General features: G+C 75.0%; 27 protein-coding genes. 16 read left to right on the forward strand and 11 right to left on the reverse strand.

Annotated features, from left to right (window positions below; genetic code table 11):
• The first annotated feature begins 119 nt into the window (after positions 1-119).
• The gene (locus tag O2W53_RS08095) at positions 120-1,325 is read left to right on the forward strand and encodes an SRPBCC family protein (protein ID WP_269162542.1); all 1,206 of its coding nucleotides are present in this window, start codon (positions 120-122) and stop codon (positions 1,323-1,325) included.
• Between the two features lie 34 nt (positions 1,326-1,359).
• Here the strand turns inward: O2W53_RS08095 and O2W53_RS08100 are convergent, their stop codons facing one another.
• Genes O2W53_RS08100 through O2W53_RS08110 form a run of 3 tightly spaced genes read right to left on the reverse strand, consistent with a single transcriptional unit; the run spans position 1,360 to position 3,337 of the window.
• Positions 1,360-1,977, reverse strand: coding sequence for an alpha/beta hydrolase family protein (locus O2W53_RS08100; RefSeq protein ID WP_269162544.1), 618 nt, complete (start codon positions 1,975-1,977; stop codon positions 1,360-1,362).
• Entirely contained in the window at positions 1,974-2,651 is a 678-nt protein-coding gene (locus O2W53_RS08105; protein WP_269162546.1) for an HAD family hydrolase, read from the reverse strand. The genes O2W53_RS08100 and O2W53_RS08105 overlap by 4 nt, the downstream gene beginning before the upstream one ends.
• Complete coding sequence (locus O2W53_RS08110) at positions 2,648-3,337, reverse strand: DedA family protein (RefSeq protein WP_269162547.1); 690 nt, start codon at positions 3,335-3,337, stop codon at positions 2,648-2,650. The genes O2W53_RS08105 and O2W53_RS08110 overlap by 4 nt, the downstream gene beginning before the upstream one ends.
• Positions 3,338-3,409: 72 nt before the next feature.
• Here O2W53_RS08110 and O2W53_RS08115 point away from each other — a divergent pair, with 72 nt between their 5' ends.
• Positions 3,410-4,702 carry an amidohydrolase family protein gene (locus O2W53_RS08115; protein WP_269162548.1) on the forward strand — a complete coding sequence of 431 codons (1,293 nt, stop codon included), beginning with the start codon at positions 3,410-3,412 and terminating at the stop codon, positions 4,700-4,702.
• 9 nt (positions 4,703-4,711) lie between these two features.
• Here the strand turns inward: O2W53_RS08115 and O2W53_RS08120 are convergent, their stop codons facing one another.
• The 3 genes from O2W53_RS08120 to O2W53_RS08130 all read right to left on the reverse strand — a co-directional run bounded on the left by O2W53_RS08120 (position 4,712) and on the right by O2W53_RS08130 (position 6,542).
• The gene (locus O2W53_RS08120; protein ID WP_269162549.1) at positions 4,712-5,098 is read right to left on the reverse strand and encodes a cupin domain-containing protein; all 387 of its coding nucleotides are present in this window, start codon (positions 5,096-5,098) and stop codon (positions 4,712-4,714) included.
• Positions 5,099-5,146: 48 nt separating this feature from the next.
• Positions 5,147-5,614: a hypothetical protein gene (locus tag O2W53_RS08125; RefSeq protein ID WP_269162550.1), complete on the reverse strand. Its 468-nt coding sequence runs from the start codon at positions 5,612-5,614 to the stop codon at positions 5,147-5,149.
• Positions 5,615-5,738: 124 nt separating this feature from the next.
• Positions 5,739-6,542, reverse strand: coding sequence for an MBL fold metallo-hydrolase (locus O2W53_RS08130; RefSeq protein WP_269162551.1), 804 nt, complete (start codon positions 6,540-6,542; stop codon positions 5,739-5,741).
• A 165-nt stretch (positions 6,543-6,707) separates the two neighbouring features.
• On the opposite strand from O2W53_RS08130, the gene O2W53_RS08135 reads away from it, so the two are divergent.
• The 3 genes from O2W53_RS08135 to O2W53_RS08145 all read left to right on the forward strand — a co-directional run bounded on the left by O2W53_RS08135 (position 6,708) and on the right by O2W53_RS08145 (position 10,028).
• A complete protein-coding gene (locus O2W53_RS08135) occupies positions 6,708-7,046 on the forward strand; it encodes a UBP-type zinc finger domain-containing protein (protein WP_269162552.1) in 339 nt (112 codons plus the stop codon).
• Positions 7,047-7,128: 82 nt separating this feature from the next.
• On the forward strand, positions 7,129-8,643 hold the full coding sequence (locus O2W53_RS08140; protein ID WP_269162553.1) for a TldD/PmbA family protein: 1,515 nt from the start codon (positions 7,129-7,131) through the stop codon (positions 8,641-8,643).
• Positions 8,640-10,028 carry a metallopeptidase TldD-related protein gene (locus tag O2W53_RS08145; RefSeq protein WP_269162554.1) on the forward strand — a complete coding sequence of 463 codons (1,389 nt, stop codon included), beginning with the start codon at positions 8,640-8,642 and terminating at the stop codon, positions 10,026-10,028. Before O2W53_RS08140 ends, O2W53_RS08145 begins: the two co-directional genes overlap by 4 nt.
• Before the next feature lie 24 nt (positions 10,029-10,052).
• On the opposite strand, the gene O2W53_RS08150 is transcribed toward O2W53_RS08145, so the two are convergent.
• Both O2W53_RS08150 and O2W53_RS08155 read right to left on the reverse strand, forming a co-directional pair.
• Positions 10,053-10,208 (reverse strand): hypothetical protein, encoded by a 156-nt coding sequence (locus O2W53_RS08150; protein WP_269162555.1) that lies wholly within the window; start codon positions 10,206-10,208, stop codon positions 10,053-10,055.
• Between the two features lie 36 nt (positions 10,209-10,244).
• The gene (locus O2W53_RS08155) at positions 10,245-10,469 is read right to left on the reverse strand and encodes a hypothetical protein (RefSeq protein ID WP_269162556.1); all 225 of its coding nucleotides are present in this window, start codon (positions 10,467-10,469) and stop codon (positions 10,245-10,247) included.
• A 263-nt stretch (positions 10,470-10,732) separates the two neighbouring features.
• Here O2W53_RS08155 and O2W53_RS08160 point away from each other — a divergent pair, with 263 nt between their 5' ends.
• From O2W53_RS08160 to O2W53_RS08170, 3 genes are all read left to right on the forward strand, one after another.
• A complete protein-coding gene (locus O2W53_RS08160) occupies positions 10,733-11,038 on the forward strand; it encodes a hypothetical protein (protein ID WP_036335899.1) in 306 nt (101 codons plus the stop codon).
• A 90-nt stretch (positions 11,039-11,128) separates the two neighbouring features.
• Entirely contained in the window at positions 11,129-11,608 is a 480-nt protein-coding gene (locus O2W53_RS08165) for a hypothetical protein (RefSeq protein ID WP_269162557.1), read from the forward strand.
• Between the two features lie 131 nt (positions 11,609-11,739).
• Positions 11,740-12,744 carry a C40 family peptidase gene (locus tag O2W53_RS08170; RefSeq protein WP_269162558.1) on the forward strand — a complete coding sequence of 335 codons (1,005 nt, stop codon included), beginning with the start codon at positions 11,740-11,742 and terminating at the stop codon, positions 12,742-12,744.
• Between the two features lie 64 nt (positions 12,745-12,808).
• Here the strand turns inward: O2W53_RS08170 and O2W53_RS08175 are convergent, their stop codons facing one another.
• The gene (locus O2W53_RS08175; protein ID WP_269162559.1) at positions 12,809-13,390 is read right to left on the reverse strand and encodes a YdeI/OmpD-associated family protein; all 582 of its coding nucleotides are present in this window, start codon (positions 13,388-13,390) and stop codon (positions 12,809-12,811) included.
• Between the two features lie 131 nt (positions 13,391-13,521).
• On the opposite strand from O2W53_RS08175, the gene O2W53_RS08180 reads away from it, so the two are divergent.
• From O2W53_RS08180 to O2W53_RS08215, 8 genes are all read left to right on the forward strand, one after another.
• Positions 13,522-14,277, forward strand: coding sequence for a histidine phosphatase family protein (locus O2W53_RS08180; protein WP_269162560.1), 756 nt, complete (start codon positions 13,522-13,524; stop codon positions 14,275-14,277).
• The gene (locus O2W53_RS08185) at positions 14,258-15,148 is read left to right on the forward strand and encodes an NAD(P)H-hydrate dehydratase (protein ID WP_269162561.1); all 891 of its coding nucleotides are present in this window, start codon (positions 14,258-14,260) and stop codon (positions 15,146-15,148) included. Before O2W53_RS08180 ends, O2W53_RS08185 begins: the two co-directional genes overlap by 20 nt.
• A gap of 93 nt (positions 15,149-15,241) precedes the next feature.
• Entirely contained in the window at positions 15,242-15,646 is a 405-nt protein-coding gene (locus O2W53_RS08190) for a hypothetical protein (protein WP_269162562.1), read from the forward strand.
• Positions 15,647-15,844: a helix-turn-helix transcriptional regulator gene (locus O2W53_RS08195; protein ID WP_269162563.1), complete on the forward strand. Its 198-nt coding sequence runs from the start codon at positions 15,647-15,649 to the stop codon at positions 15,842-15,844. It begins immediately after the preceding gene.
• Positions 15,845-15,875: 31 nt separating this feature from the next.
• Entirely contained in the window at positions 15,876-16,199 is a 324-nt protein-coding gene (locus tag O2W53_RS08200) for a hypothetical protein (RefSeq protein WP_269162564.1), read from the forward strand.
• 55 nt (positions 16,200-16,254) lie between these two features.
• On the forward strand, positions 16,255-16,794 hold the full coding sequence (locus O2W53_RS08205) for a gamma carbonic anhydrase family protein (RefSeq protein WP_269162565.1): 540 nt from the start codon (positions 16,255-16,257) through the stop codon (positions 16,792-16,794).
• A gap of 4 nt (positions 16,795-16,798) precedes the next feature.
• The gene (locus tag O2W53_RS08210; RefSeq protein WP_269162566.1) at positions 16,799-17,296 is read left to right on the forward strand and encodes a hypothetical protein; all 498 of its coding nucleotides are present in this window, start codon (positions 16,799-16,801) and stop codon (positions 17,294-17,296) included.
• On the forward strand, positions 17,293-17,964 hold the full coding sequence (locus O2W53_RS08215; RefSeq protein ID WP_269162567.1) for a hypothetical protein: 672 nt from the start codon (positions 17,293-17,295) through the stop codon (positions 17,962-17,964). Before O2W53_RS08210 ends, O2W53_RS08215 begins: the two co-directional genes overlap by 4 nt.
• A gap of 36 nt (positions 17,965-18,000) precedes the next feature.
• On the opposite strand, the gene O2W53_RS08220 is transcribed toward O2W53_RS08215, so the two are convergent.
• Both O2W53_RS08220 and O2W53_RS08225 read right to left on the reverse strand, forming a co-directional pair.
• Positions 18,001-19,107: a fatty acid desaturase family protein gene (locus O2W53_RS08220; protein WP_269162568.1), complete on the reverse strand. Its 1,107-nt coding sequence runs from the start codon at positions 19,105-19,107 to the stop codon at positions 18,001-18,003.
• A 171-nt stretch (positions 19,108-19,278) separates the two neighbouring features.
• On the reverse strand, positions 19,279-19,749 hold the full coding sequence (locus O2W53_RS08225) for a MarR family winged helix-turn-helix transcriptional regulator (protein ID WP_269162569.1): 471 nt from the start codon (positions 19,747-19,749) through the stop codon (positions 19,279-19,281).
• Between the last annotated feature and the right edge of the window lie 27 nt (positions 19,750-19,776).

The following is a 19,776-nucleotide window of genomic DNA, read 5'->3' on the forward strand; positions in this document are numbered from 1 at the left end:
GGCGGCGCCGGCAGGGGCGCGGTAGCGTCGCCGTCTCGCCTCGATCACCGCACGACCCGGACGGGCTGTCGCCGACTCGTCGCCTCCCGCCCGGGCTGCCCACTCTCGGAGGTCCTGCAGTGCAGCTGGAGAACGCGTTCACCGTGCCGGTGCCGATCGACGAAGCCTGGCGGGTGCTGCTGGACATCGAGCGCATCGCGCCCTGCATGCCCGGGGCCGCCCTGGACTCGGTGACCGGTGACGACTTCACCGGCCGGGTCAAGGTGAAGCTCGGGCCGATCGCCCTGACCTACCAGGGCAAGGCGTCGTTCGTGGAGAAGGACGAGGCGGCCCACCGTGCGGTCATCGACGCCCGCGGCAAGGACCAGCGCGGCAACGGCACCGCCGCGGCCGTCATCACCGCCACGCTCGCGGCCGAGGGCGACACCACCCGCGTCGACGTCCTGACCGACCTGAACATCACCGGGCGGCCGGCCCAGTTCGGCCGCGGCGTCATGACCGACGTCGGCAACAAGCTGCTCGGCCAGTTCGCCGACAAGCTCTCCGCCCAGCTGGCCAGCGGCGACGCCGAGGGTGACGCCTCTCGGGCCGCAGCGGCCGCGGGCACGCAGGAGCCGACCGTGGCGGGGACGGCCACCGCCGCTGCCGCCAAGGCCGCCGCAACCACCGCCGGCGTCGTCGAGGAGGCCGCGGCGAGCGTCGAGGGCTCCGCGGGCGACAGCCCGGCGGCCGGCGCGGCCAAGAAGGCCGGCGCCGCGGCGAAGAAGACCGCCGCTGCGGCGGCGGACAAGGCAGCCGACGCGGAGGCGGCGGCGCCGGCGAAGGCGGCCAAGAAGGCCGCTCCCGCCACGAGCGCCCCGGCCGCGGCCGCGGTCCCGGATCCGCTGGCCCCGCCGACGAAGAGCACGCCGGCCGCCACCGGCACCGCCCCGGCTGCCGGCGACACGGCCCCGGCCGCGGGCGACACCGCCCCGGCTGCCGGCGATGCGGCACCGTTCACCGGCACCGGGACGGTCGAGGACCAGGCAGCCGACGCCGAGCCGGCCTCCACGACGGCGGCCGACGCGCCGGCCGGTGGCCCGCGCAAGGCACCGAGCAAGCCGCCGACCGGCACCACCGCCCCGCCGAACCGCCCGGCCGGTGGTGGCCCGGTGCGCACCACCCCCAGCGCGCCGCGGCGGCCGGTGGCCCCGGCCGAGCCGGAGCCGATCGACCTGCTCGAGGTGGCCGGCGGCGCGGCGCTGACCCGCTACGCCGCCCCGGCGGCCGGGGTCACCGTGCTGGCGCTCCTGGTCGCCCTGCTGGTGCGCCGCCGCCGGCGCTGACGCATCGGCCCGCCCCGGGGCGCCCGGGGGGGACTCAGTGCCGGCGCAGCCAGTCCACGGCTGCGCCGGCCACGGCGGCGGGGTCCTTCTTCAGCCCGTGGTCGCCCGGTACCCCCGCGACCACCCCGGGGTGACCGGCGAGCGCGGCGACCACCTCATCGGGGCGACCGAACGCATCGGTGGCGCCCTGGACGACCAGCAGCGGGACGGCGACCTGCTGCAGCTCGGGCGCGCGGCTCTTCTCCGGCTTGCCCGGCGGGTGCAGCGGGAACGCCAGGGCCAGCACCCCGGCGGCTCCCTGCGCGGCCGCGGTCCGGCAGGCCACCCGCGCGCCGGCGCTGCGCCCGCCCAGCACCAGCGGTCCGGTCAGCAGCCCGTCGGTGCGGAGCGCGTCGAGCACGGCCGTCCAGCCCTCGTCCAGCCGGGCCGGGGCGGGTGCGATCCGCCGGCCGGCCACCACCCACGGCTGGTCGACCCGCAGGACCCGCCAGCCGGCGGCGCACGCGGCGGCGGAGACGGCGAGCAGGTCGGCGGAGTCAGACCCGGCGCCGGCGCCGTGACCCAGCACGAGGGTGCCGCGGACGTCGCCCGCCGGCTCGGCGCGGTGCACGCGGGCGGGGCCGAGGGGGGTCGGGACCTCCGCGGCGGTCACGCCGGGGGCAGTGCCAGCAGCGCCTCGACGACCTCGACGAGGGAGCTGCCCTGCACGTGCGGCGGCTCGTACACCGCGGCGTAGGCCGACTCGGCGCGGGAGCACCACCCGCCGGTGAGGCCGGCGCGCTGGGCACCGTGCACGTCCCAGGAGTGGACGGCGACCAGCGCCAGCTCCTCCGGTGCCACGTCGCACACCCCGGCCGCCCAGAGATAGGCCGCCCGGTCGGGCTTCCAGACGCCGATCGACTCGGTGGTCAGGGTCCGCTCGACCAGCGGGGTCACCCCGCCGCGGGACAGCCCGGCCTCGGCGACGCCGGGCGTCCCCTGGCTGAGCGTCACCGCGCGCACCCCGGCGGCGGTCAGCCGGCGCAGCGCGGGCTCGACGTCGGGGTGCGGGCTGAGCTCACCGAAGGCGTCGGCCACCGCCGTCCGCTGTGCCGCCGACAGCGCGGTCAGCTGGGCCAGCGCGGCCTCGAACGCGTCCCGGAAGCGGCACCGGGTGCCGGCGGTGGCGGCGGCGAACCCCAGGGCCAGGGTGCGACTGAAGACGGTCGGCAGCAGGTGCCCCGGCTCGCCGTTCTCGATCAGCGTGGCCTGGACGGGGGCGAGGTCCAGCAGCGTCTCGTTGACGTCGAAGGCGACCACGGCCGGCCGCGTCCGCGGCGCGGTCATGCCTGGTCCCGCTCCTCGGCGGGGGCCTCCACGGGGAGGTCGGTGCCGGCGTCCGGCGGACGCTGGAACCTACCGGTCGCCTTCTTGTAGACGAACCAGGCCACCGCGGCGACGACGGCCACCACGACCACGTAGTCCAGGTACTGCAGGTTGGCCTGCACGAAGTCGCCCGCCGCGACGCCCAGGCCGATGAGCAGGCTGTTCCAGAGCAGGCTGCCGGCGGCGGTGAAGAGCAGGAACTGCGGCATCGGCATCTTCACGACGCCGGCCGGGACCGAGACGAAGCTGCGCACGATCGGCACCATCCGGCCGAAGAAGACCGCGGCGCGACCGTGCCGGGCGAACCACTCGAACGTCCGGTCCACGTCGGCGGTCTCGACCAGCGGCAGCCGGTCGAGGAAGGCGTGCGACCGGCGCGGGCCGAACAGCCGGCCGACCCAGTAGAGGACGATCGCCCCGAGAACCGAGCCGACGGTGGCCCACAGGATGACCGGCACGAGGGACATCCGGCCGTCGTTGATCAGCACCCCGGCCGCGCCGAGCACGACCTCGCTGGGGATCGGCGGGATGACCGTCTCGATGAGGATCGTCAGGCCGACGCCCACCGCCCCCAGCCGTTCGATGAGGTCGAGCAGGAAGCCGGTGATCCCGCCTTCGTCGGATGCAGCGGCGGCGAGGACGGACATGGGCCCCACGGTATCGGCGGTCGCCGTGCGCCGCCCTGCTGCCGGGCCGGGGCGACCGTAGGGTCTGTCCCCATGGTGCACCGCTTCACCGCCCGCGCCGTCGTGGTCGGGGACCACGCCGGCACCGTCGTCCCCGATGCCGTGCTGGACGTCGAGGACGGCCTGATCAGCTGGGTCGGCCCGGCCGCCGAGGCGCCGCCGGCCGGGGACGCCGAGGTCACCGCGCTGCCCGGGGTGCTCACCCCCGGCATGGTCAACACCCACTCGCACGCGCCGATGGTGCTGTTCCGCGGCCAGGGCGAGGGGCTGCCGCTGGACCGCTGGCTGAACGAGGTGATGTGGCCCCGGGAGGCGAAGCTCACCCCCGAGGACGTCGAGGTGGCGATGACCGCGGCGTCGGCGGAGATGCTGCGGCACGGCGTGACCACCAGCGTGGAGATGTACTTCCACCCCGAGCGGATGGCCGCCGCGGTGCGGCGCACCGGCGCCCGTGGCGTGATCACCCACCCGCTGATCGGCCTGCCCGGCTTCGGCACGTTCGACGAGCAGCTGGCCCGCGCCACCGACTCCGCGGGCACCGGTGACGACCAGGTCGAGTGGGGCATCGGCCCGCACTCGGCCTACACCGTGCCGCTGCCGGTGCTCTCCCAGGCGGCCGAGGTGGCGCGCGAGCACGGCCTGCTGCTGACCACGCACGTCGCCGAGACCGCGACGGAGGGCGCCGGGCTGCTCGCCGAGCACGGCCTCAGCGTGCCGCAGCTGCTCGCCGCGCACGACGTGCTCGGTGGCCGGGTGCTGGCGAACCACTGCGTGCACATGGACGACGGCGACCTGGAGCTGTGGCGCGAGTACGACGTCGCCGTGGCCCACTGCCCGGGCAGCAACACCAAGCTGGCCAGCGGCACCGCCCGGCTGCGGGACATGCTCGACCTCGGCATCCGGGTCGGCATGGGCACCGACGGCCCGGCGTCCAACGACAACCTCGACCTCTTCGAGGACCTCCGGCTGGCCGCCCAGCTGGCCCGGCTGCGCGAGCGGGACGCCACCGCGCTCACCGCCCCGGAGGCTTTCTGGCTGGCCACCGGCGCGGCGGCCGCGGCGATCGGCCGTGAGGACCTCGGCCAGCTGACCGTCGGCCGGCGGGCGGACCTGGTGCACGTCGACACCGACGACATCGCCTTCGTGCCGGTCGGCGAGGTCACCGACCTGCTGACCCACCTGGTCTGGTCGGTGGGCTCCCGGCACGTGCGCGACACCTGGGTCGCCGGGCGGCAGGTCGTCCGCGACGGGGTGTCCACGACGGTCGACGAGGCCGAGCTGCGGGCCGACGTGCAGACCCGCGCGATGCGGCTCGCCGGCCGCTGAGCAGGGAGGTCACTCCTCCGCGGAGAAGCGGTAGCGGACGTCGTCGAACGAGTCGGTCGGGAACGCGTAGACGAGCCGCAGCGGGCCCTCGCCGATGTTGCGGATGCCGTGCTCGGTGTCGCCGGGGATGAAGACCGCGGAACCGGCGGTCACCGGGTGGTCCACCCCGTCCAGCGCCACGACGCCGCTGCCCTCGATGACGTGGTAGACCTCGGTCGCGCTGTGCCGGTGCAGGCCCAGCCAGCCGCCGGGGGCCAGCTCACCCAGTCCGGTGTACAGCGCGGCGGTCGGCGTCCGGTCCTGGCTGAACAGCACCCGGAAGGCGACCGTGCCGCGCACCGGGTCGTCCCAGGTCTCGAGGTCGACGTCGGCGCTGTGGCGGATCACCGGTTCCATCGCCCGGGGGTGCCCGGGACGTGGCCCGCGCAAGCCCCGCGGCGGGGATCAGCCCCGCGTCTGGTCGTCGGTCCAGGCGTAGAGCTGGTCGTCCAGCACCACGGTGACCCAGCCGTCGCACAGCTGGGCGGTGTCGCCCAGGTCTGGCCACCGGCCTCCGCCGTCGAAGGGCATGCCGACCTGGTCCAGCGGGGTGCAGTCCGCCGGCAGCGACGTCCCGTCGGCCAGCGTCATGTGCACGCGGATGCTGCCGCCGTCGTCGCCCGCGGCCTCCCCCGGCCGGACGACCGTCACGTCCGAGCCGACGGCGCGGGTCCAGTCCGGCACGTCGTCGCGGGGTGCGGCGTCGGCGGTGTCGTGGTCGGACGTCGCGGTGTGCCCCTGGAGCTCGGCGAGCGCGGCGCCGGGGCCGTCCACCCCGGACGGCATGGTGACCGCCAGCGCGGCGGACCCCGCCCCGACCACGCCGACGATCGCCGTGACGGCGCCGAGCAGGACCTTCTTCGTGCTGACCACCGGGGGTGCCTCCACTCGTCCGCGCCACCGGTCGGTGGCGGTACGAGCATCGGGCCGGACGTCGTCAGCGGGCGTCGCCCGTCGGGTTGATCCGCCCAGGTCAGCGGGTCATCCCCGGGGCGGATCAGGCGCGCAGCGAGATCGTCTGGCCGCGCCCCACGGTGCGCACCTCGCCGGGGGCCCGGCGGGCGGCGACCTCGGCCACGAAGTCGCCCAGCGGGCTCTTGAACAGGCCGTAGTCGTCGTAGTGGACCGGCACGGTGACCGGCGGGCGCAGCAGCTCGACCAGGTCGGCGCCCTGCCGGGCGTCCATGGTGACGGTGATGCCGGCGACCTTGGTGCCACCCAGGTGCGGGACCATCGCGTCCAGCGGCCCGCAGCGCTGCAGCACCTCGCCGAGGTACGGCCGGTAGAGGGTGTCGCCGCTGACGTAGCCGCGCCAGGTCACCTGCCCGTCGCGCACCAACTCCAGCACGCTGCCCATCACCTGGGGCAGCAGCCGGGCCAGCGGTCCGGGGCCGTGCACCCCGGGGACGCTGGTGATCCGCAGGGTGTCGGTCCCCCGAGTGAGCTCGTGGGTCTGCCAGGGCCGCAGGTCGGCGGTCGCGGTGAAGCCCCGCTTCTCCAGGCAGCCGGCCGCCTCCGGCGTGGTCACCACCGGGGTCTCCTTGGGCAGGGACCGGGTGGCCACCCGGTCCCAGTGGTCGCCGTGCATGTGGCTGAGCAGGACGGCGTCCAGCGCGGGCAGCTGCGCGGGCACCAGCGCCGGGTCGGTCAGTCGCCTGCTGCGCAGCCCGTAGCCCAGGTGCGCCCACTGGCCGCGGTGCAGGAAGTTCGGGTCGGTCAGCAGGGTGAACGGCCCGATCCGCAGCAACGTGGTGGCGGTGCCACCGAAGGTGAGCGTGACGTCGTCCCCGGGTGTGGTCATGCCGGCCGGGTTACCCCTCCGGGGAGCGTCCGCAACCGGCCGGTGTGCCCGCATCGTCGGTCCTGGACCCCGGGACCAGCGGTAGGTGCACAACGGCGGCGTTGCCCTCGTCGCCCCGGGCGGGGCACGATCGCCGCGCCCGGACGCCGGACGCGAGGAGCCCCGATGGACCAGATCGACCCGACCGTGCCGCCGAGCGGCGCCGGGTGCCTCGAGTGCGACCGCAGTGGCAGCTGGTGGCTGCACCTGCGGCGCTGTGCCGCGTGCGGGCAGGTCGGGTTCTGCGACTCCTCGCCGTCCCAGCACGCCTCGCACCACGCCGCGGAGACCGGCCACCGCATCGCGCAGAGCTACGAGCCGGGCGAGGACTGGTTCTGGGACTACGGCGCCGCGCAGTTCGGTGCCGGGCCGGCGCTCGCCCCGCCGCACGCCCGGCCGGCCGACCAGCCGGTGCCGGGCCCCGCCGGCCGGGTGCCGGCCGACTGGCAGCTGCACCTGCACTGACGCCGTCCGGGGGCCGGGGACCTGTAGCGCGGCTCAGCAACTCCGGTGCGTCGCGTCGCGTCGGGCTGGTAGACACGGGGCCGTGGCACAGCCCCGTTCCGTCGACGAGTCCTTCCTCGCGCTCCCGTTGTCCGCGCTGGCCGATGCGGCACTGACCCGCGCGGTCGACCTGGGCTGCGAGCACGCCGACCTGCGGGTCGAGCGGATCCGCACCCAGACCGTCCGGCTGCGCGACGCCCGGCTGGAGGCGCTGGCCGACGGCGAGGACCTCGGCCTGGCGGTGCGCGTGGTGCACGAGGGCACCTGGGGCTTCGCGGCCGGTGTGGTGCTCACCGCGGCCGAGGCGGTGCGGCTGGCCGAGGAGGCCGTCGCCGTCGCCCAGGTGTCGGCGGCGATGAACACCGACCGGGTCGAGCTGGCGCCCGAGCCGGTGTACGCCGACGGCGAGTGGGTGTCGGCCTACGAGGTCGACCCGTTCGCCGTCCCGGACGCGGAGAAGACCGCGCTGCTGGTCGAGCTCTCCGAGCGGCTGCTGGCCGCCGACGGCGTGGAGCACGTGCAGAGCAGCGTGATGCAGGTGAAGGAACAGAAGTTCTACGCCGACACGGCCGGCACCCGCACCCGCCAGCAGCGTGTCCGGGTGAACCCGGAGTTCACCGCGCTCACCGTCGACCGCACGACCGGCACCTTCGAGTCGATGCGCACGCTGGCCCCGCCGGTGGGCCGCGGCTGGGAGTACCTCACCGGCACCGGCTGGGACTGGCGCGGTGAGCTGGCCGAGCTCCCCGAGCTGCTGCGGGAGAAGGTCAAGGCCCCCTCGGTCGACCCGGGCCGCTACGACCTGGTCGTCGACCCGTCCAACCTGTGGCTGACCATCCACGAGTCGATCGGGCACGCCACCGAGCTGGACCGCGCACTCGGCTACGAGGCCGCCTACGCGGGCACCTCCTTCGCCACCGTCGACAAGCTCGGCACGCTGCAGTACGGCTCGCCGCTGATGCACGTCACCGGCGACCGCACCGCCGAGCACGGCCTCTCCACCGTCGGGTGGGACGACGAGGGCGTCGCCGGCCAGCAGTGGGACCTGGTCCGGGACGGCGTGCTCGTCGGCTACCAGGTCGACCGCAACATGGCCCGGCTGCGCGGGATGGAGCGCTCCAACGGCTGCGCGTTCGCCGACTCCGCCGCCCACGTGCCGGTGCAGCGGATGGCGAACGTGTCGCTGCAGCCCGCCCCCGGCGGCCCCTCGACCGAGGAGGTCATCGGCGGGGTCGAGCGCGGCGTCTACGTCGTCGGCGACAACAGCTGGTCGATCGACATGCAGCGGTACAACTTCCAGTTCACCGGGCAGCGGTTCTACAAGATCGAGGGCGGCCGGCTGGCCGGCCAGCTCCGCGACGTCGCCTACCAGGCGACGACCACCGACTTCTGGGGCTCGATGACGGCGGTCGGCGGGCCCCAGACGTACGTGCTCGGCGGCGCCTTCAACTGCGGCAAGGCCCAGCCCGGCCAGGTGGCCCCGGTCAGCCACGGCTGCCCGACGGCACTGTTCGAGAACACGACCATCCTCAACACGAAGCAGGAGGGTGGGCGATGAGCTCGCAGACCCCGCAGCAGCTCGTCGAGGCCGCCCTGGCGGCGTCCACGGTGGACGGGCAGATCACCTACGTCACCGACAGCTCGGAGGCCAACCTCCGCTGGGCGAGCAACAGCCTGACCACCAACGGCGCGATGCGCTCCCGGCAGGTCGTCGTCATCTCCTTCGTCGACGGCGGCGCCGGCATGGCCACCGGCACCGTGGCCCGCACCGGCACCCCGGACATCGCCGAGCTGGTCGCGGCCAGCGAGCGGGCCGCCCGGGACGCCGGGCCGGCCGAGGACGCGATGCCGCTGATCAGCGAGGCCCCCGCCGGGTCGGGCGACTGGGACGCCGAGGCGTCCACCACCTCCATCGACGTGTTCGCCGACTTCGCGCCCGCGCTGGGCGAGGCCTTCGGCGGCGCCCGCGACCGGGGCGAGCTGCTCTTCGGGTTCGCCGAGCACCAACTGGCCACGACCTACCTGGGCACCTCGACCGGGCTGCGGCTGCGGCACGACCAGCCCACCGGGCGGGTCGAGCTGAACGGGAAGAGCGCCGACTTCGGCCGCTCCGTCTGGGCCGGGGTCGGCACCCGCGACTTCACCGACGTCTCGGTGGCCGGCCTCGCGGCCGAGGTGCAGCAGAAGATGGCCTGGTCGCAGCGCCGGGTGGAGCTGCCGGCCGGGCGGTACGAGACGCTCCTGCCGCCGTCCACGGTCAGCGACCTGATGATCCCCACCTACTGGGCGATGGAGGCCCGGGACGCCGACGAGGGGCGCAGCGTCTACGCCCGGACCGGTGGCGGCAACCGGATCGGGGACCGACTGGCCCAGCTCCCGCTCACCCTGCGCAGCGACCCGTACGCCCCGGGGCTGGAGACCGCGCCGTTCCAGGTGGTCGGCGGCTCGTCCGGGTCCGCCTCCGTCTTCGACAACGGCATGGCGACGCCCGCCGTCGACTGGATCCGTGACGGGGTGCTGACGAACCTGATCCGGCCGCGGGCCTGGGCGCTGCGGACGACGGCACCGGCGACCGCCGCGGTGGACAACATCATCCTGGAGGACCCCACCGCCACCGCCTCGCCGGCGGAGATGATCGCGCGCACCGAACGCGGACTGCTGCTCACCACGCTCTGGTACATCCGCGAGGTCGACCCGCAGACGCTGCTGGTCACCGGGTTGACCCGCGACGGGGTCTTCCTCGTCGAGAACGGCGAGGTGACGGGTGCGGTGAACAACTTCCGGTTCAACGAGTCGCCGGTCGACCTGCTGGCCCGGGCGACCGAGGCCAGCCGCACCGAGCGGACCCTGCCGCGGGAGTGGAACGACTGGTTCAGCCGGGCCTCGATGCCGATGCTCCGGGTGCCCGACTTCAACATGAGCTCGGTCAGCCCGGCCAGCTGACGCCGGCCGGGCGGCCGACCCCGGTCAGTGCTCGCGCCGGTCGCGGCCCGTCTGGCCGGGGTCGGGGCTCGACGTGGCGACCGCCGGGTCGACCGGGTCGCCGGTCGGCTCGGGGCCCTGCGTGTCGGCGTCCGTGGAGGTGGGTTCGGTGGCCGGGTCGGAGCCGGCGGGTTCGGTCATGGCGACCGGGTACCCCGTGGAACCCGGCCGGAACGGTCAGGGGGTGACGGGTCCGCGGCCGACGTCGTCGGGCTCGGGGGTTCGGAAGGCCGTCTCGGTCGGCGGCGCGGCCTCGGCGTCGTCCGCGCCCTCCTCGGGGGCGTCCGGCTCCTCGCCACCGACGCCGAAGCCCTCGGCCGTCGGCGGGGCACCGGCCCCGGGATCGGCCGCAGGGATCCCGTCGTCCGCGTTCGGCAGGTTCGGCTCCATGGGTGCGCTCATCGACATGGCCGGGCCCTACCCCACCGGTCGCCGGCGGATGCACGCGCGCTGGGACGCCCTCGCCCCGGCACTGCTGGGGCGGGGTGCGGTCCGCGGGGCGGCCGGGATGGGCGGGGTGGGTGTGGCGGGTGTGCGCAACTCGACGACCAAACCGCGTTTCGTGCCCGTCTGTCACGGACATGAAACGCGATTCGTGTCTACTTCCCCACGAACGCCGACGACGACCCCCTGCCTCCCCGGCAGGACGGCGAGGGGAGCTCTACATGACGTACTGCCAGAAGCCCTCGATCTTCCAGGTGGGCAAGGTCCACGACAACGGCCCGTCCGTGATCGTCTCGGGCTGGGGCCTGGGCATGTGCGCCTCGTCGTGTCGATGCCACCGAAACCCTGAGGACGGCCAGCTGTCCCTCGCCGAGGACCAGGCCGGCGGCAGCCTCGGCCTGCGCAGCTTCACCCCGACCGGCACCTGCGACTGCTGTGAGGCGTGGACGTCGGCCGAGCTGTCCGCGATCCTGCGCGACGTCGCCGCGGTCGAGGCCCTGGACGCCTCGGAGCCGGCCGCCGGCTGAGCCCGCCAGATCCGACCGAGCCGCCCACCGGGGAACCGGTGGGCGGCTCGTCGTCTTTGCCGGGCCCGCACCCCGGGTAGCCCGGAGCCCATGTGGGCGAGAGCAGCGGTACGCGGTGCGGTGGCCGGGCTGGCCGGGGTGGCGGTCATGACGGCGGGGGAGAAGCTCGAACAGCAGGTGACCGGTCGCCCGGACTCCTACGTCCCGGCCCGGACGCTCACCGCCCTGACCACCGGGCGGCGGCTCCCCGGGTCCGCACGCCCACCGGTGCGCAACCACCTCATGCACTGGGGCACCGGCGCCGCCGTCGGCGCGCTGCGTGGGGTCTGGGCCGCGGCCGGGCTGCGCGGCGTGCGCGCCTCCGCCTGGCACACCTCCGTGCGGCTGGCGGTCGACCAGACCCTGGAGAACGTCACGGGCGTCGGCGCGCCGCCGTGGACCTGGTCCCGACGTGACCAGGTGGTCGACGTGGCGCACAAGGCCGTCTACGCCTTCGCCACCGGCGCCGTCGCCGACCGCCTCGTCGCGCCGGCGCGGGGCAGGAGGGGCGCACGGGGCCTGTGGGACTGAGGTCCACTGTGGACCGATCGGTCCCGGCGTGCCGCGCCTCTTGACAAGAGCGCGATCTCCCTACCGTCCGTCGAGACGTGCACGGAGTCCCTCGCCCCTCCCCGGGCGGAACGTGCGCAGACGGAGGCCCAGTGAACCGATCGACCAACCGGCGGTGGACGCGCGCTGCCGCTCTCGCGCTGACCGTCGGCGCGGCCGTCGTCCTGACCCCGTCGGTCGGTGTCGCGGCGCCGACCACTGCAGCCGAGGCCCGGCAGGCCGTCACCGACGCCGGGCTCGAGCTCACCGCTCTGGACGAGCAGGTCCACGAGGCCGAGGCCGCCGCCGAGCAGCACCAGGCCGCCGCGGACGCCGCCGCTGCCGCGGCCGTCCAGGCGCAGGCGCAGCTGGACGCGCTCGAGCCGCAGCTGCGGTCGATCGCGCAGGCCGGGTACGTCGGCACCACCCGCGGCCGGCTCGCCGCCTTCCTGACCAGCGGCTCGGCCGACGACCTGATCCAGCAGATGAACACCCTCGACCAGCTGGCCACGCACGCCGACGGCATCGTCGCCACGGCAGCCACCGCCCGGTCCGCCGCCGAGCAGGCGCAGCAGGACGCCACTGCGGCCGCCGCCACCGCGGCCGCCGCCGAGTCCGAGCTGCGGGCGCAGAAGGAGCAGCTGGAGGGCGAGCTCGCCGGTTACCAGGCCGACCTCGCCCGCCTGTCGGCCGCCGACCAGGTCCGGGTGCACAACGTCATCTCCGGGCCCGAGGTCGCCGCCCCCGCCCCCGCGCCGGCCCCCACCGCGGCCGCCGGCGTCGCCGTGCAGACCGCGCTGGCCCAGATCGGCGACATGTACGGCATCGGCGCCGTGGGCCCGGACTCCTTCGACTGCTCCGGACTCACCCAGTACGCCTACGCCGCCGCGGGCATCTCGCTGCCGCACTCCAGCCGCGCCCAGTCGAGCCTGGGCGTCGCCGTGTCGAGGGCGGACCTGCAGCCCGGCGACCTGGTCTTCTTCTACTCGCCGATCAGCCACGTGGGCATGTACATCGGCAACGGCCAGATGGTGCACGCCAGCGTCTCCGGCCGCCCGGTCGCGGTCACCAGCGTGGACAAGGGCGGCTACGTCAGCGCCCGCCGCGTCACCGGCTGAGGAAGGACCCCGCTGCCCCCACCGCTCGCGAGCTCGCGGCGGGCCCCGGCAGCGGGGCCGGGGCTCAGTCGTGGATGCGGCGGCCCTCCGCGAGAAGTTGCACGCAGGCCGCGATCCGCTTGGCCCGGGTCTGCGGGGTGGCGGCCGTGTGCACCCGCCACAGCACGGCGTACCGGTTGGCCCCGTCGAGCCCGGCGAACGCCTCCTGGGCCGCAGGTGAGGCCGCCAGCGCGGCGGCCAGGTCGTCGGGCACGGTGATCGTGGCGGGCCCGGCGTAGGCGCGGTCCCAGCGGCCGTCGGCCTGGGCGGCCTCGACCGCGGCCAGCCCCGCCGGGCGCATCCGGCCGTCGGCGATCAGCCGGGCCACCGTCTCCACGTTCTTCTGCGACCAGACGCTCTTCGGCCGCCGCGGCGTGTACCGGACGGTGAACCAGTCGTCGTCCACCCGGTTGCCCCGGCCGTCGATCCAGCCGTGGCATAGGGCCACCTCCACCGCCTCGGCCGCGGTCAGGGAGGGGATGCCGGCCGACTTCTTGGCGATCTTCAGGAACAGGCCCGGCGCCCGGTCGTGCTCGCTGGCCAGCCAGGCGTCGAAGTCGGCGGGGGTCGCGAACGCCCGAGTCTCGAACGTGCTCTCGTCGGCCACGCCGGTCATCGTCCGCAGCCGCACCCGCGCCGTCCAGGGGGCCCGGCGTCCGGTTTGTCCGGGCGACCGGTCGGCTACCGCAGGGCGGACGGCGCCCAGCAGGGGTGCCGCGACGACGGACGGGACGACCGATGGCACGGGCACCTGGTCCCACCGCCCTGTGGGTGGTGCGGCACGGCGAGAGCGTGGGCAACCTGGCCGACGCGCACGCGAACGAGACCGGGTCGGGCCGGCTGGAGCTCGACGTCCGTGACCCCGACGTCCCGCTGTCGGACACCGGCGAGCGCCAGGCCGACGCCCTCGGCGCGTGGTTGGCGGGGCTGCCGGAGGACGAGCGACCCACCACCGTGCTGAGCTCGCCGTTCAGCCGCGCGGCCGAGACCGCCCGGCGTGCGGTGGCGGCCAGCGGGCTGGACCTGACCATCCGCTACGACGAGCGGCTGCGGGAACGGGACTTCGGCGTCTTCGACGGCATGACCGGGCAGGGCATCCGCGAGGAGCACCCGGACGAGGCCGGCCGCCGGGAGCTGCTCGGCAAGTTCTACTACCGGCCACCGGGCGGGGAGAGCTGGGCCGACGTCGCGCTGCGGGTGCGCAGCCTGCTGGCCACCGAGGCGCTGCGGCACGACGGTGAGCGGCTGCTCTGCGTCTCGCACCAGGCCGTGATCATGGTCTTCCGGTACGTGCTGGAGGAGCTCTCCGAGCAGCAGCTGCTGGACATCGACCGGGCCGAGCAGGTCGCCAACACGTCCGTGACCCGCTACGAGTCCGCCGACGGCGGGCTGTTCCGGCTGGCCGGCTTCAACGGCGTCGACCACCTGGACGACGCCGACCGGGCCGACGGAGCCCCCGTGACCGAGGAGACCGATGTCCCGTCCCCGGCCTGACCACACCCTGGTCAGCCCCCAGGTGCTCCGCGACTGGCGACTGCCCGAGCCGACCGGCGGCAAGGAGGCCCGCGGCTCGATCCTGGTCGTCGGCGGGAGCACCGAGACCGTGGGTGCCGTCCTGCTGGCCGCCGAGGCCGCGTTGCGGTCCGGGGCGGGGAAGCTCCAGGTCGTCGTCCCGTCCAAGGTCGCCCCGCACGTCTCCATCTCGCTGCCCGAGGCGCTGGTGCGCGGCGTGCCGTCCACCGAGGCCGGCGCCATCCAGGGCTCCTCGGCCGAGCTGTTCCTGGACCTGGCTCAGCAGGCCTCCGCGGTGCTGATCGGGCCGGGCATGGCCGACGAGCCCGAGACCCGGCGCCTGGTCGAGCAGTTGCTGCCCGAGCTCCAGGGGCCGGTCGCCCTCGACGCGCTCGGGCTGGCCGCCGTCACCGCCGACCCGGCCTGCCTGGAGCACCTTGGCGGCAACGTGGTGCTGACCCCCAACCCCATGGAGCTGGCGATCGCGTTGCACGTGGAACAAGAGGAGCTGGAGGACGACCCGGCAGGGGCGGCCCGGCGGCTGGCCGAGCAGACCGGCGCCGTCGTCGCCCTGGGCGGGGTGACCAGCTGGATCGCTGCCCCCGACGGCCGGCTCTGGGCGGACGAGAGCGGCGGTGCCGGGCTCGGGGTCTCCGGCTCCGGAGACGTGCGCGCCGGGATCGTCGCCGGGCTGCTGGCCCGCGGCGCGGAGCCGGCCCAGGCTGCCGTCTGGACCGCGCACCTGCACGGCCGGGCCGGTGAGCGGCTGGCTGCGACGGTCGGGCAGCTGGGCTTCCTGGCCCGGGAGCTGCCGCCGGAGATCCCCAGGGTGATGGCCGAGGTCGACCTCTGACGCCTCCTGGGTGACAAGTGAGCTTGACAGGGTGCTCGCGGAGCTGGTGAGCTGGCCCCACTGTCAAGCTCACTTGTCACTCGGGGGTTCGCCATGGTCCGCCGGCACGTCGCCGCCGCACTGACCGGACTGCTGATCGCCAGCGGGATCGGCCTGCTCGCGGGCGCCTTCGCACCCGACGAGTTCTGGCTGCGTGCCGTCGTCTTCGCCAGCTGCACGGTCGGGCCGGCGTACGGCGTGGGCTGGCTGGTGTTCCTCTCCGGCGTGACGGGGGAGGACCCGCCGGCGCACGTCGAGGAGACGATCGAGCACCAGTGGTTGCAGCGGAGCACCTCCGCCGCCTTCCTCGACCTGTTGATCGTCGCCGGGCTGGGCGCGTTCGCGCTGGCGGTCACGGACCTGGAACTGGCGGCCTCCTCGGTGCTCATGTGGCTGCTGCTCTTCGCCTTCGCCGACGTCGCGGTGCGGCTGACCGTGCTGCGCCGTCGCGCCGCCTGAGTGCGCAACGACCTGGCCGACCGGCGGCAGGCCCGCGGCTGGTCGCAGGGGCGGCTGGCGGAGGAGCTGGGCGTGTCCCGGCAGACGGTGATCTCGCTGGAGAAGGGGCGCTTCGACCCCAGCCTGCCGCTCGCGTTCCGGATCGCCGCGCTCTTCGACTGCCGGATCGAGGACGTCTTCACTCCCGACGAGGAGTGACACCGCGATCGGTCTTCGGCAGGCTGGGTCGGTGACCGACCCGGACAGCGCGACGGACGGCGTCCGGGCGGCAGAGGTCTACGAGGCGACGCTGCAGCCGCGCCCCGGCGGGCGGGTGCTGCGCAGTGCGCGGCTGGCGGCCGCGTTCGTGTCCGAGCTGGCCTGGGGGCTGGTCCCCGGGCCGTCCCTGCACGACGTGGTGGTCACCCGGCGGGCCGACGGCGCCGAGGTGCTGCGCGTCTGGGCCGGTGACCCGATGGACCCCGGCGACATGCTGGCGCAGGTCCGGCGGCAACTGGCGGAGCGCTCCCCCGCCGACTTCCTCGCCGAGTGGGGCGCCGACGAGCCGGTGTGATCTGCTGCGCCCAGCAGCGGGAACCGCCCGCCCCCTCGGTGAGGAGTGCAGCAACGTGGCTGACAGCTACATCGGAGCCCTCGACTTCGGTGCCCCGGAGATCGACGAGCAGGCGTTCGTCGCCCCCACGGCCGTCGTCGTCGGCAAGGTGACCATGGGCCCGCGGGCCAGCATCTGGTACGGCGCGATCGCTCGGGCCGACTCGGAGGTCATCGAGATCGGTGCGGACTCCAACGTCCAGGACGGCTCGACCCTGCACAGCGACCCCGGGCACCCGCTGGTGATCGGCCGCGGCGTGACGGTCGGCCACAACGTCGTGCTGCACGGCGCGCGGGTCGACGACCACGTGCTGGTGGGCATGGGCAGCACCGTGCTCAACGGCGCGCACATCGGCTCCGGCTCGATCGTCGCCGCCGGCGCGGTGGTCATGCAGGGCGCGCAGATCCCGCCGAACTCCCTGGTCGCCGGGGTGCCGGCCAAGGTGCGGCGGGAGACCACCGAGGACGACCGCACGGCGATCGAGCTGAACGCGAAGAGCTACACCGACCGGCTCGACCAGCACCGCGCCGTCCGCCGGGTGCAGCAGGAGGGCTGAGCGGATGAGCGCCGAGGAGCTGCGCCGTCAGGTCTCCTGGACCGTCGATGACACCTCAGCGGCCCGGCGGGCCGGCCGGTTCCTCGGCGGGGTCGTCCACCTGGTCTCCGCGGTGGCGACCCTGGGCGCGGACGCCGGGATCGGGGCTCGTCGACCCGGGTGGACCCTGCCGGCCGACCCGGACGACTACCTGGACCTCGGGCCGCTGACCCTGCGGCTGCCCGAGTCAGGCCCGTCCGAGCCGGTGCAGGCGACGCGGACCGGGGTCTGGGCGACCCCGGCGGGGAGGCCGGCGCGACGGCTGCCGGTGGAGGCGTGGCGGGTGGTGGCGGCGGTGCCGGGCACCGGCTCGCGCTCGCCCCGCCACCCGGAGGCGGAGTGGACGCTGACCGTCAGCGACGGGTCGGCGCACGGGTCGCTGACCGGCGCGTGGCTGGGGCTCGCCTGGATCGGGCACCTGGCCGGCTGGTCCGAGCCGGTGGCGTCGCCGGGGAGCGCGTGACCGCAGGGCCGTTCGAGGAGTTCGTCGCCGCGGAGTCGACGCCGTCCCTCCGCGTGGCGTACCTGCTGACCGGTGACGGTCGCGCGGCCGGTGACCTGCTGCAGGAGGCGCTGATCGCCGTCCACCGCCGCTGGGACCAGCTCGCGGACCGGGAGGGGGCGACGGCCGCCGTCCGGCGGGAGCTGGTGGCCGGGCACCTGGGCCGGCGGTGGAGCCGGGTCGGTGCGGTGCTCGCCGAGTCCCGGCTGCTGGCCGGCACCACCGGCCTCCCCGGCTTCGCCTCGCCGCACCCGGTTCCGGTCCCGTCGGACGAGACGACAGCCGCGCTGGCCCACGTGCTCCCGCGGCAGCGCGCGGCCCTCGCACTCCGGTACGGCGCGGACCTGCCGGAGGCGGCGGTCGCCGACGCGCTGGACGCGCCGGTGGCCGACGTCCGGGCGCTCATCGCCGACGGGCTCGGCCGGCTGGGCGAGCTCCTCGAGGTGGACGGCGCGGCGGCGGCAGTCCAGGTGCGCGACCTCGCCGGGCGGGCCCCCGCCGGCCCCGGCGACGTCCACGGCTGGGTGCTCGACGGCGAGCGGTCGCAGCGCCGGCACCGGGCCGGGCTGCTCGCCCTGGCGGCGTTCTTCGTCCTCGTCGCCCTGCTGGTGCTGTTCAACGGAGGGTGAGGCCCCGCTGCCGGGGGTGGGGCAGCGGGCCCGACGTCAGTTGCGGGTCGAGGCCGTCAGCGGGCAGACGAACGGGTCGCGCTCGCCGAGCCCGACACGGTTCAGGTACTGGACGACGATCCGGTACGAGCCGACCAGCGACGTCTCGGTGTAGCTGATCCCGTGCTGGGCGCAGTGCGCGCGCACCATCGGCTGCACCTTCTTCAGGTTCGGCCGCGGCATGCTCGGGAAGAGGTGGTGCTCGATCTGGTAGTTCAGGCCGCCCATCATGAAGTCGGTGACCCGGCCGCCCTTGATGTTGCGCGACATGAGCACCTGACGGCGCAGGAAGTCGACCTTGGCGTTCTTCGGGACGACCGGCATGCCCTTGTGGTTGGGCGCGAACGAACCACCCAGCAGCAGACCGAACACGGCCTGCTGGACCAGGATGAAGGCCACGGCCAGCAGCGGCGGCATGATCAGGAAGACCGCGGCGACGAAGAGCCCGAGCCGGGCCGCGATGATCGCGATCTCCAGCCGGCGGTGCGGCATCGTCTTCTCGCGGGCGAGGGTGGCCAGGCTGTTGGCGTGCAGGGCCGCGCCCTCGAAGCACAGCAGCGGGAAGAACGCCCAGCCCTGGTGCCGGGTCCACCAGCCACGCAGGCCGCTCATCCGGTCCTCGGCGTCGTCCGGCGTGAAGGCCAGCACCGCGGACTCGATGTCAGGGTCCTTGCCCATCTGGTTCGGGGCGTTGTGGTGCCGGTTGTGCTTCTGCATCCACCAGCCGTAGCCGATGCCGGCGAAGCCGCAGGAGAGCACCCGGGCGTTCCACTCGTTGGCCCGGTGCGAGCCGAAGGCCTGCCGGTGCGCGGTGTCGTGGCCCAGGAAGCCGAACTGGGTGCAGACCAGCGAGAACACGACGGCCAGGCCCAGCTGCCACCAGGAGTCGCCCAGTGCCACGATCGCCACCCAGACCCCGGCGAAGGCGGCCACGGTCAGCGCGATCGACACCACGTAGTACGGGCGGCGGCGGTTCAGCAGCCCGGCGTCCTTCACCTGCTGGGAGAGCTCGGCGTAGACGCTGACCTGACGGTCGCGGGCTCGCTCGGGGCGGGGCGCCCGGGCGGGGGGAGGCGTGGAGCCCTCCAGCGTGGTTGCGGTCATCTGCTCTCTCAGACTGGGTCCCGGGCTGCTCCGGGCTGTGCCGGGTGACCGGCGACGACAGGGGGCCGCGCTACGTCTGGCTGGAGCACCGCGTAGCGCCGACGGTAGGCGACGGGGCACGCCTGTGCCACGCGGGTCCCGTGCGGTGGTATTCGCGAGGGCGGCTGTCGGTCACCGGTGGTCCCGTGTCGGCCCGTCCTCCGGTCCGGCCTCCAGGGCGGTGACCAGGTCGTCCAGGAACCGGTCGATGACCGCGCGCTCGGCTGCGGTGCGTTCGTCGAGCACCGCGCGGGTGGCAGTGATCAGCGGCCCGAAGAAGGTCCACCCCAGCTGCTTGGCGGCGTCGGTGACGGTGACGTCCACCCGGCGCCGGTCGTCGGTGCGCGCCGTCCTGCGCACGTGCCCGGCTCGCTCCAACCGGTCGAGCAGCACGGTGGTGGACGCGGTGGTCAGCCGGAGTTCGCGGGCCAGCCGCGTGGGGCTGGCGTCCACTCCGCCGCGCTCCATGTCCAGCAGCGCGATGAGCGCCCGGACGTCGGTACCGCCGAGGCCGTGCTGCGCGGCGAAGGCGCCGCCGTGCTGATCGAGGAGCACGGTCAGCGCCCGCAGCCGGTGCACGGTGCCGGGGGCGTCCTCTCGCATGGCGCGAAGGTATCCAGCTTGTCAGGT

Source organism: Modestobacter sp. VKM Ac-2978, assembly GCF_026968025.1.
In the GTDB taxonomy this organism is placed as follows: Bacteria; Actinomycetota; Actinomycetes; order Mycobacteriales; family Geodermatophilaceae; genus Modestobacter.

Bases quoted from the DNA above. Each gene is read 5' to 3' on its own strand.
- O2W53_RS08105 (WP_269162546.1), bottom strand. From the start codon at position 2,651: ATGACCGCGCCGCGGACGCGGCCGGCCGTGGTCGCCTTCGACGTCAAC.
- O2W53_RS08110 (WP_269162547.1), bottom strand. From the start codon at position 3,337: ATGTCCGTCCTCGCCGCCGCTGCATCCGACGAAGGCGGGATCACCGGC.
- O2W53_RS08115 (WP_269162548.1), top strand. From the start codon at position 3,410: ATGGTGCACCGCTTCACCGCCCGCGCCGTCGTGGTCGGGGACCACGCC.
- O2W53_RS08120 (WP_269162549.1), bottom strand. From the start codon at position 5,098: ATGGAACCGGTGATCCGCCACAGCGCCGACGTCGACCTCGAGACCTGG.
- O2W53_RS08130 (WP_269162551.1), bottom strand. From the start codon at position 6,542: ATGACCACACCCGGGGACGACGTCACGCTCACCTTCGGTGGCACCGCC.
- O2W53_RS08135 (WP_269162552.1), top strand. From the start codon at position 6,708: ATGGACCAGATCGACCCGACCGTGCCGCCGAGCGGCGCCGGGTGCCTC.
- O2W53_RS08145 (WP_269162554.1), top strand. From the start codon at position 8,640: ATGAGCTCGCAGACCCCGCAGCAGCTCGTCGAGGCCGCCCTGGCGGCG.
- O2W53_RS08150 (WP_269162555.1), bottom strand. From the start codon at position 10,208: ATGACCGAACCCGCCGGCTCCGACCCGGCCACCGAACCCACCTCCACG.
- O2W53_RS08155 (WP_269162556.1), bottom strand. From the start codon at position 10,469: ATGAGCGCACCCATGGAGCCGAACCTGCCGAACGCGGACGACGGGATC.
- O2W53_RS08160 (WP_036335899.1), top strand. From the start codon at position 10,733: ATGACGTACTGCCAGAAGCCCTCGATCTTCCAGGTGGGCAAGGTCCAC.
- O2W53_RS08165 (WP_269162557.1), top strand. From the start codon at position 11,129: ATGTGGGCGAGAGCAGCGGTACGCGGTGCGGTGGCCGGGCTGGCCGGG.
- O2W53_RS08180 (WP_269162560.1), top strand. From the start codon at position 13,522: ATGGCACGGGCACCTGGTCCCACCGCCCTGTGGGTGGTGCGGCACGGC.
- O2W53_RS08185 (WP_269162561.1), top strand. From the start codon at position 14,258: ATGTCCCGTCCCCGGCCTGACCACACCCTGGTCAGCCCCCAGGTGCTC.
- O2W53_RS08190 (WP_269162562.1), top strand. From the start codon at position 15,242: ATGGTCCGCCGGCACGTCGCCGCCGCACTGACCGGACTGCTGATCGCC.
- O2W53_RS08210 (WP_269162566.1), top strand. From the start codon at position 16,799: ATGAGCGCCGAGGAGCTGCGCCGTCAGGTCTCCTGGACCGTCGATGAC.
- O2W53_RS08220 (WP_269162568.1), bottom strand. From the start codon at position 19,107: ATGACCGCAACCACGCTGGAGGGCTCCACGCCTCCCCCCGCCCGGGCG.
- O2W53_RS08225 (WP_269162569.1), bottom strand. From the start codon at position 19,749: ATGCGAGAGGACGCCCCCGGCACCGTGCACCGGCTGCGGGCGCTGACC.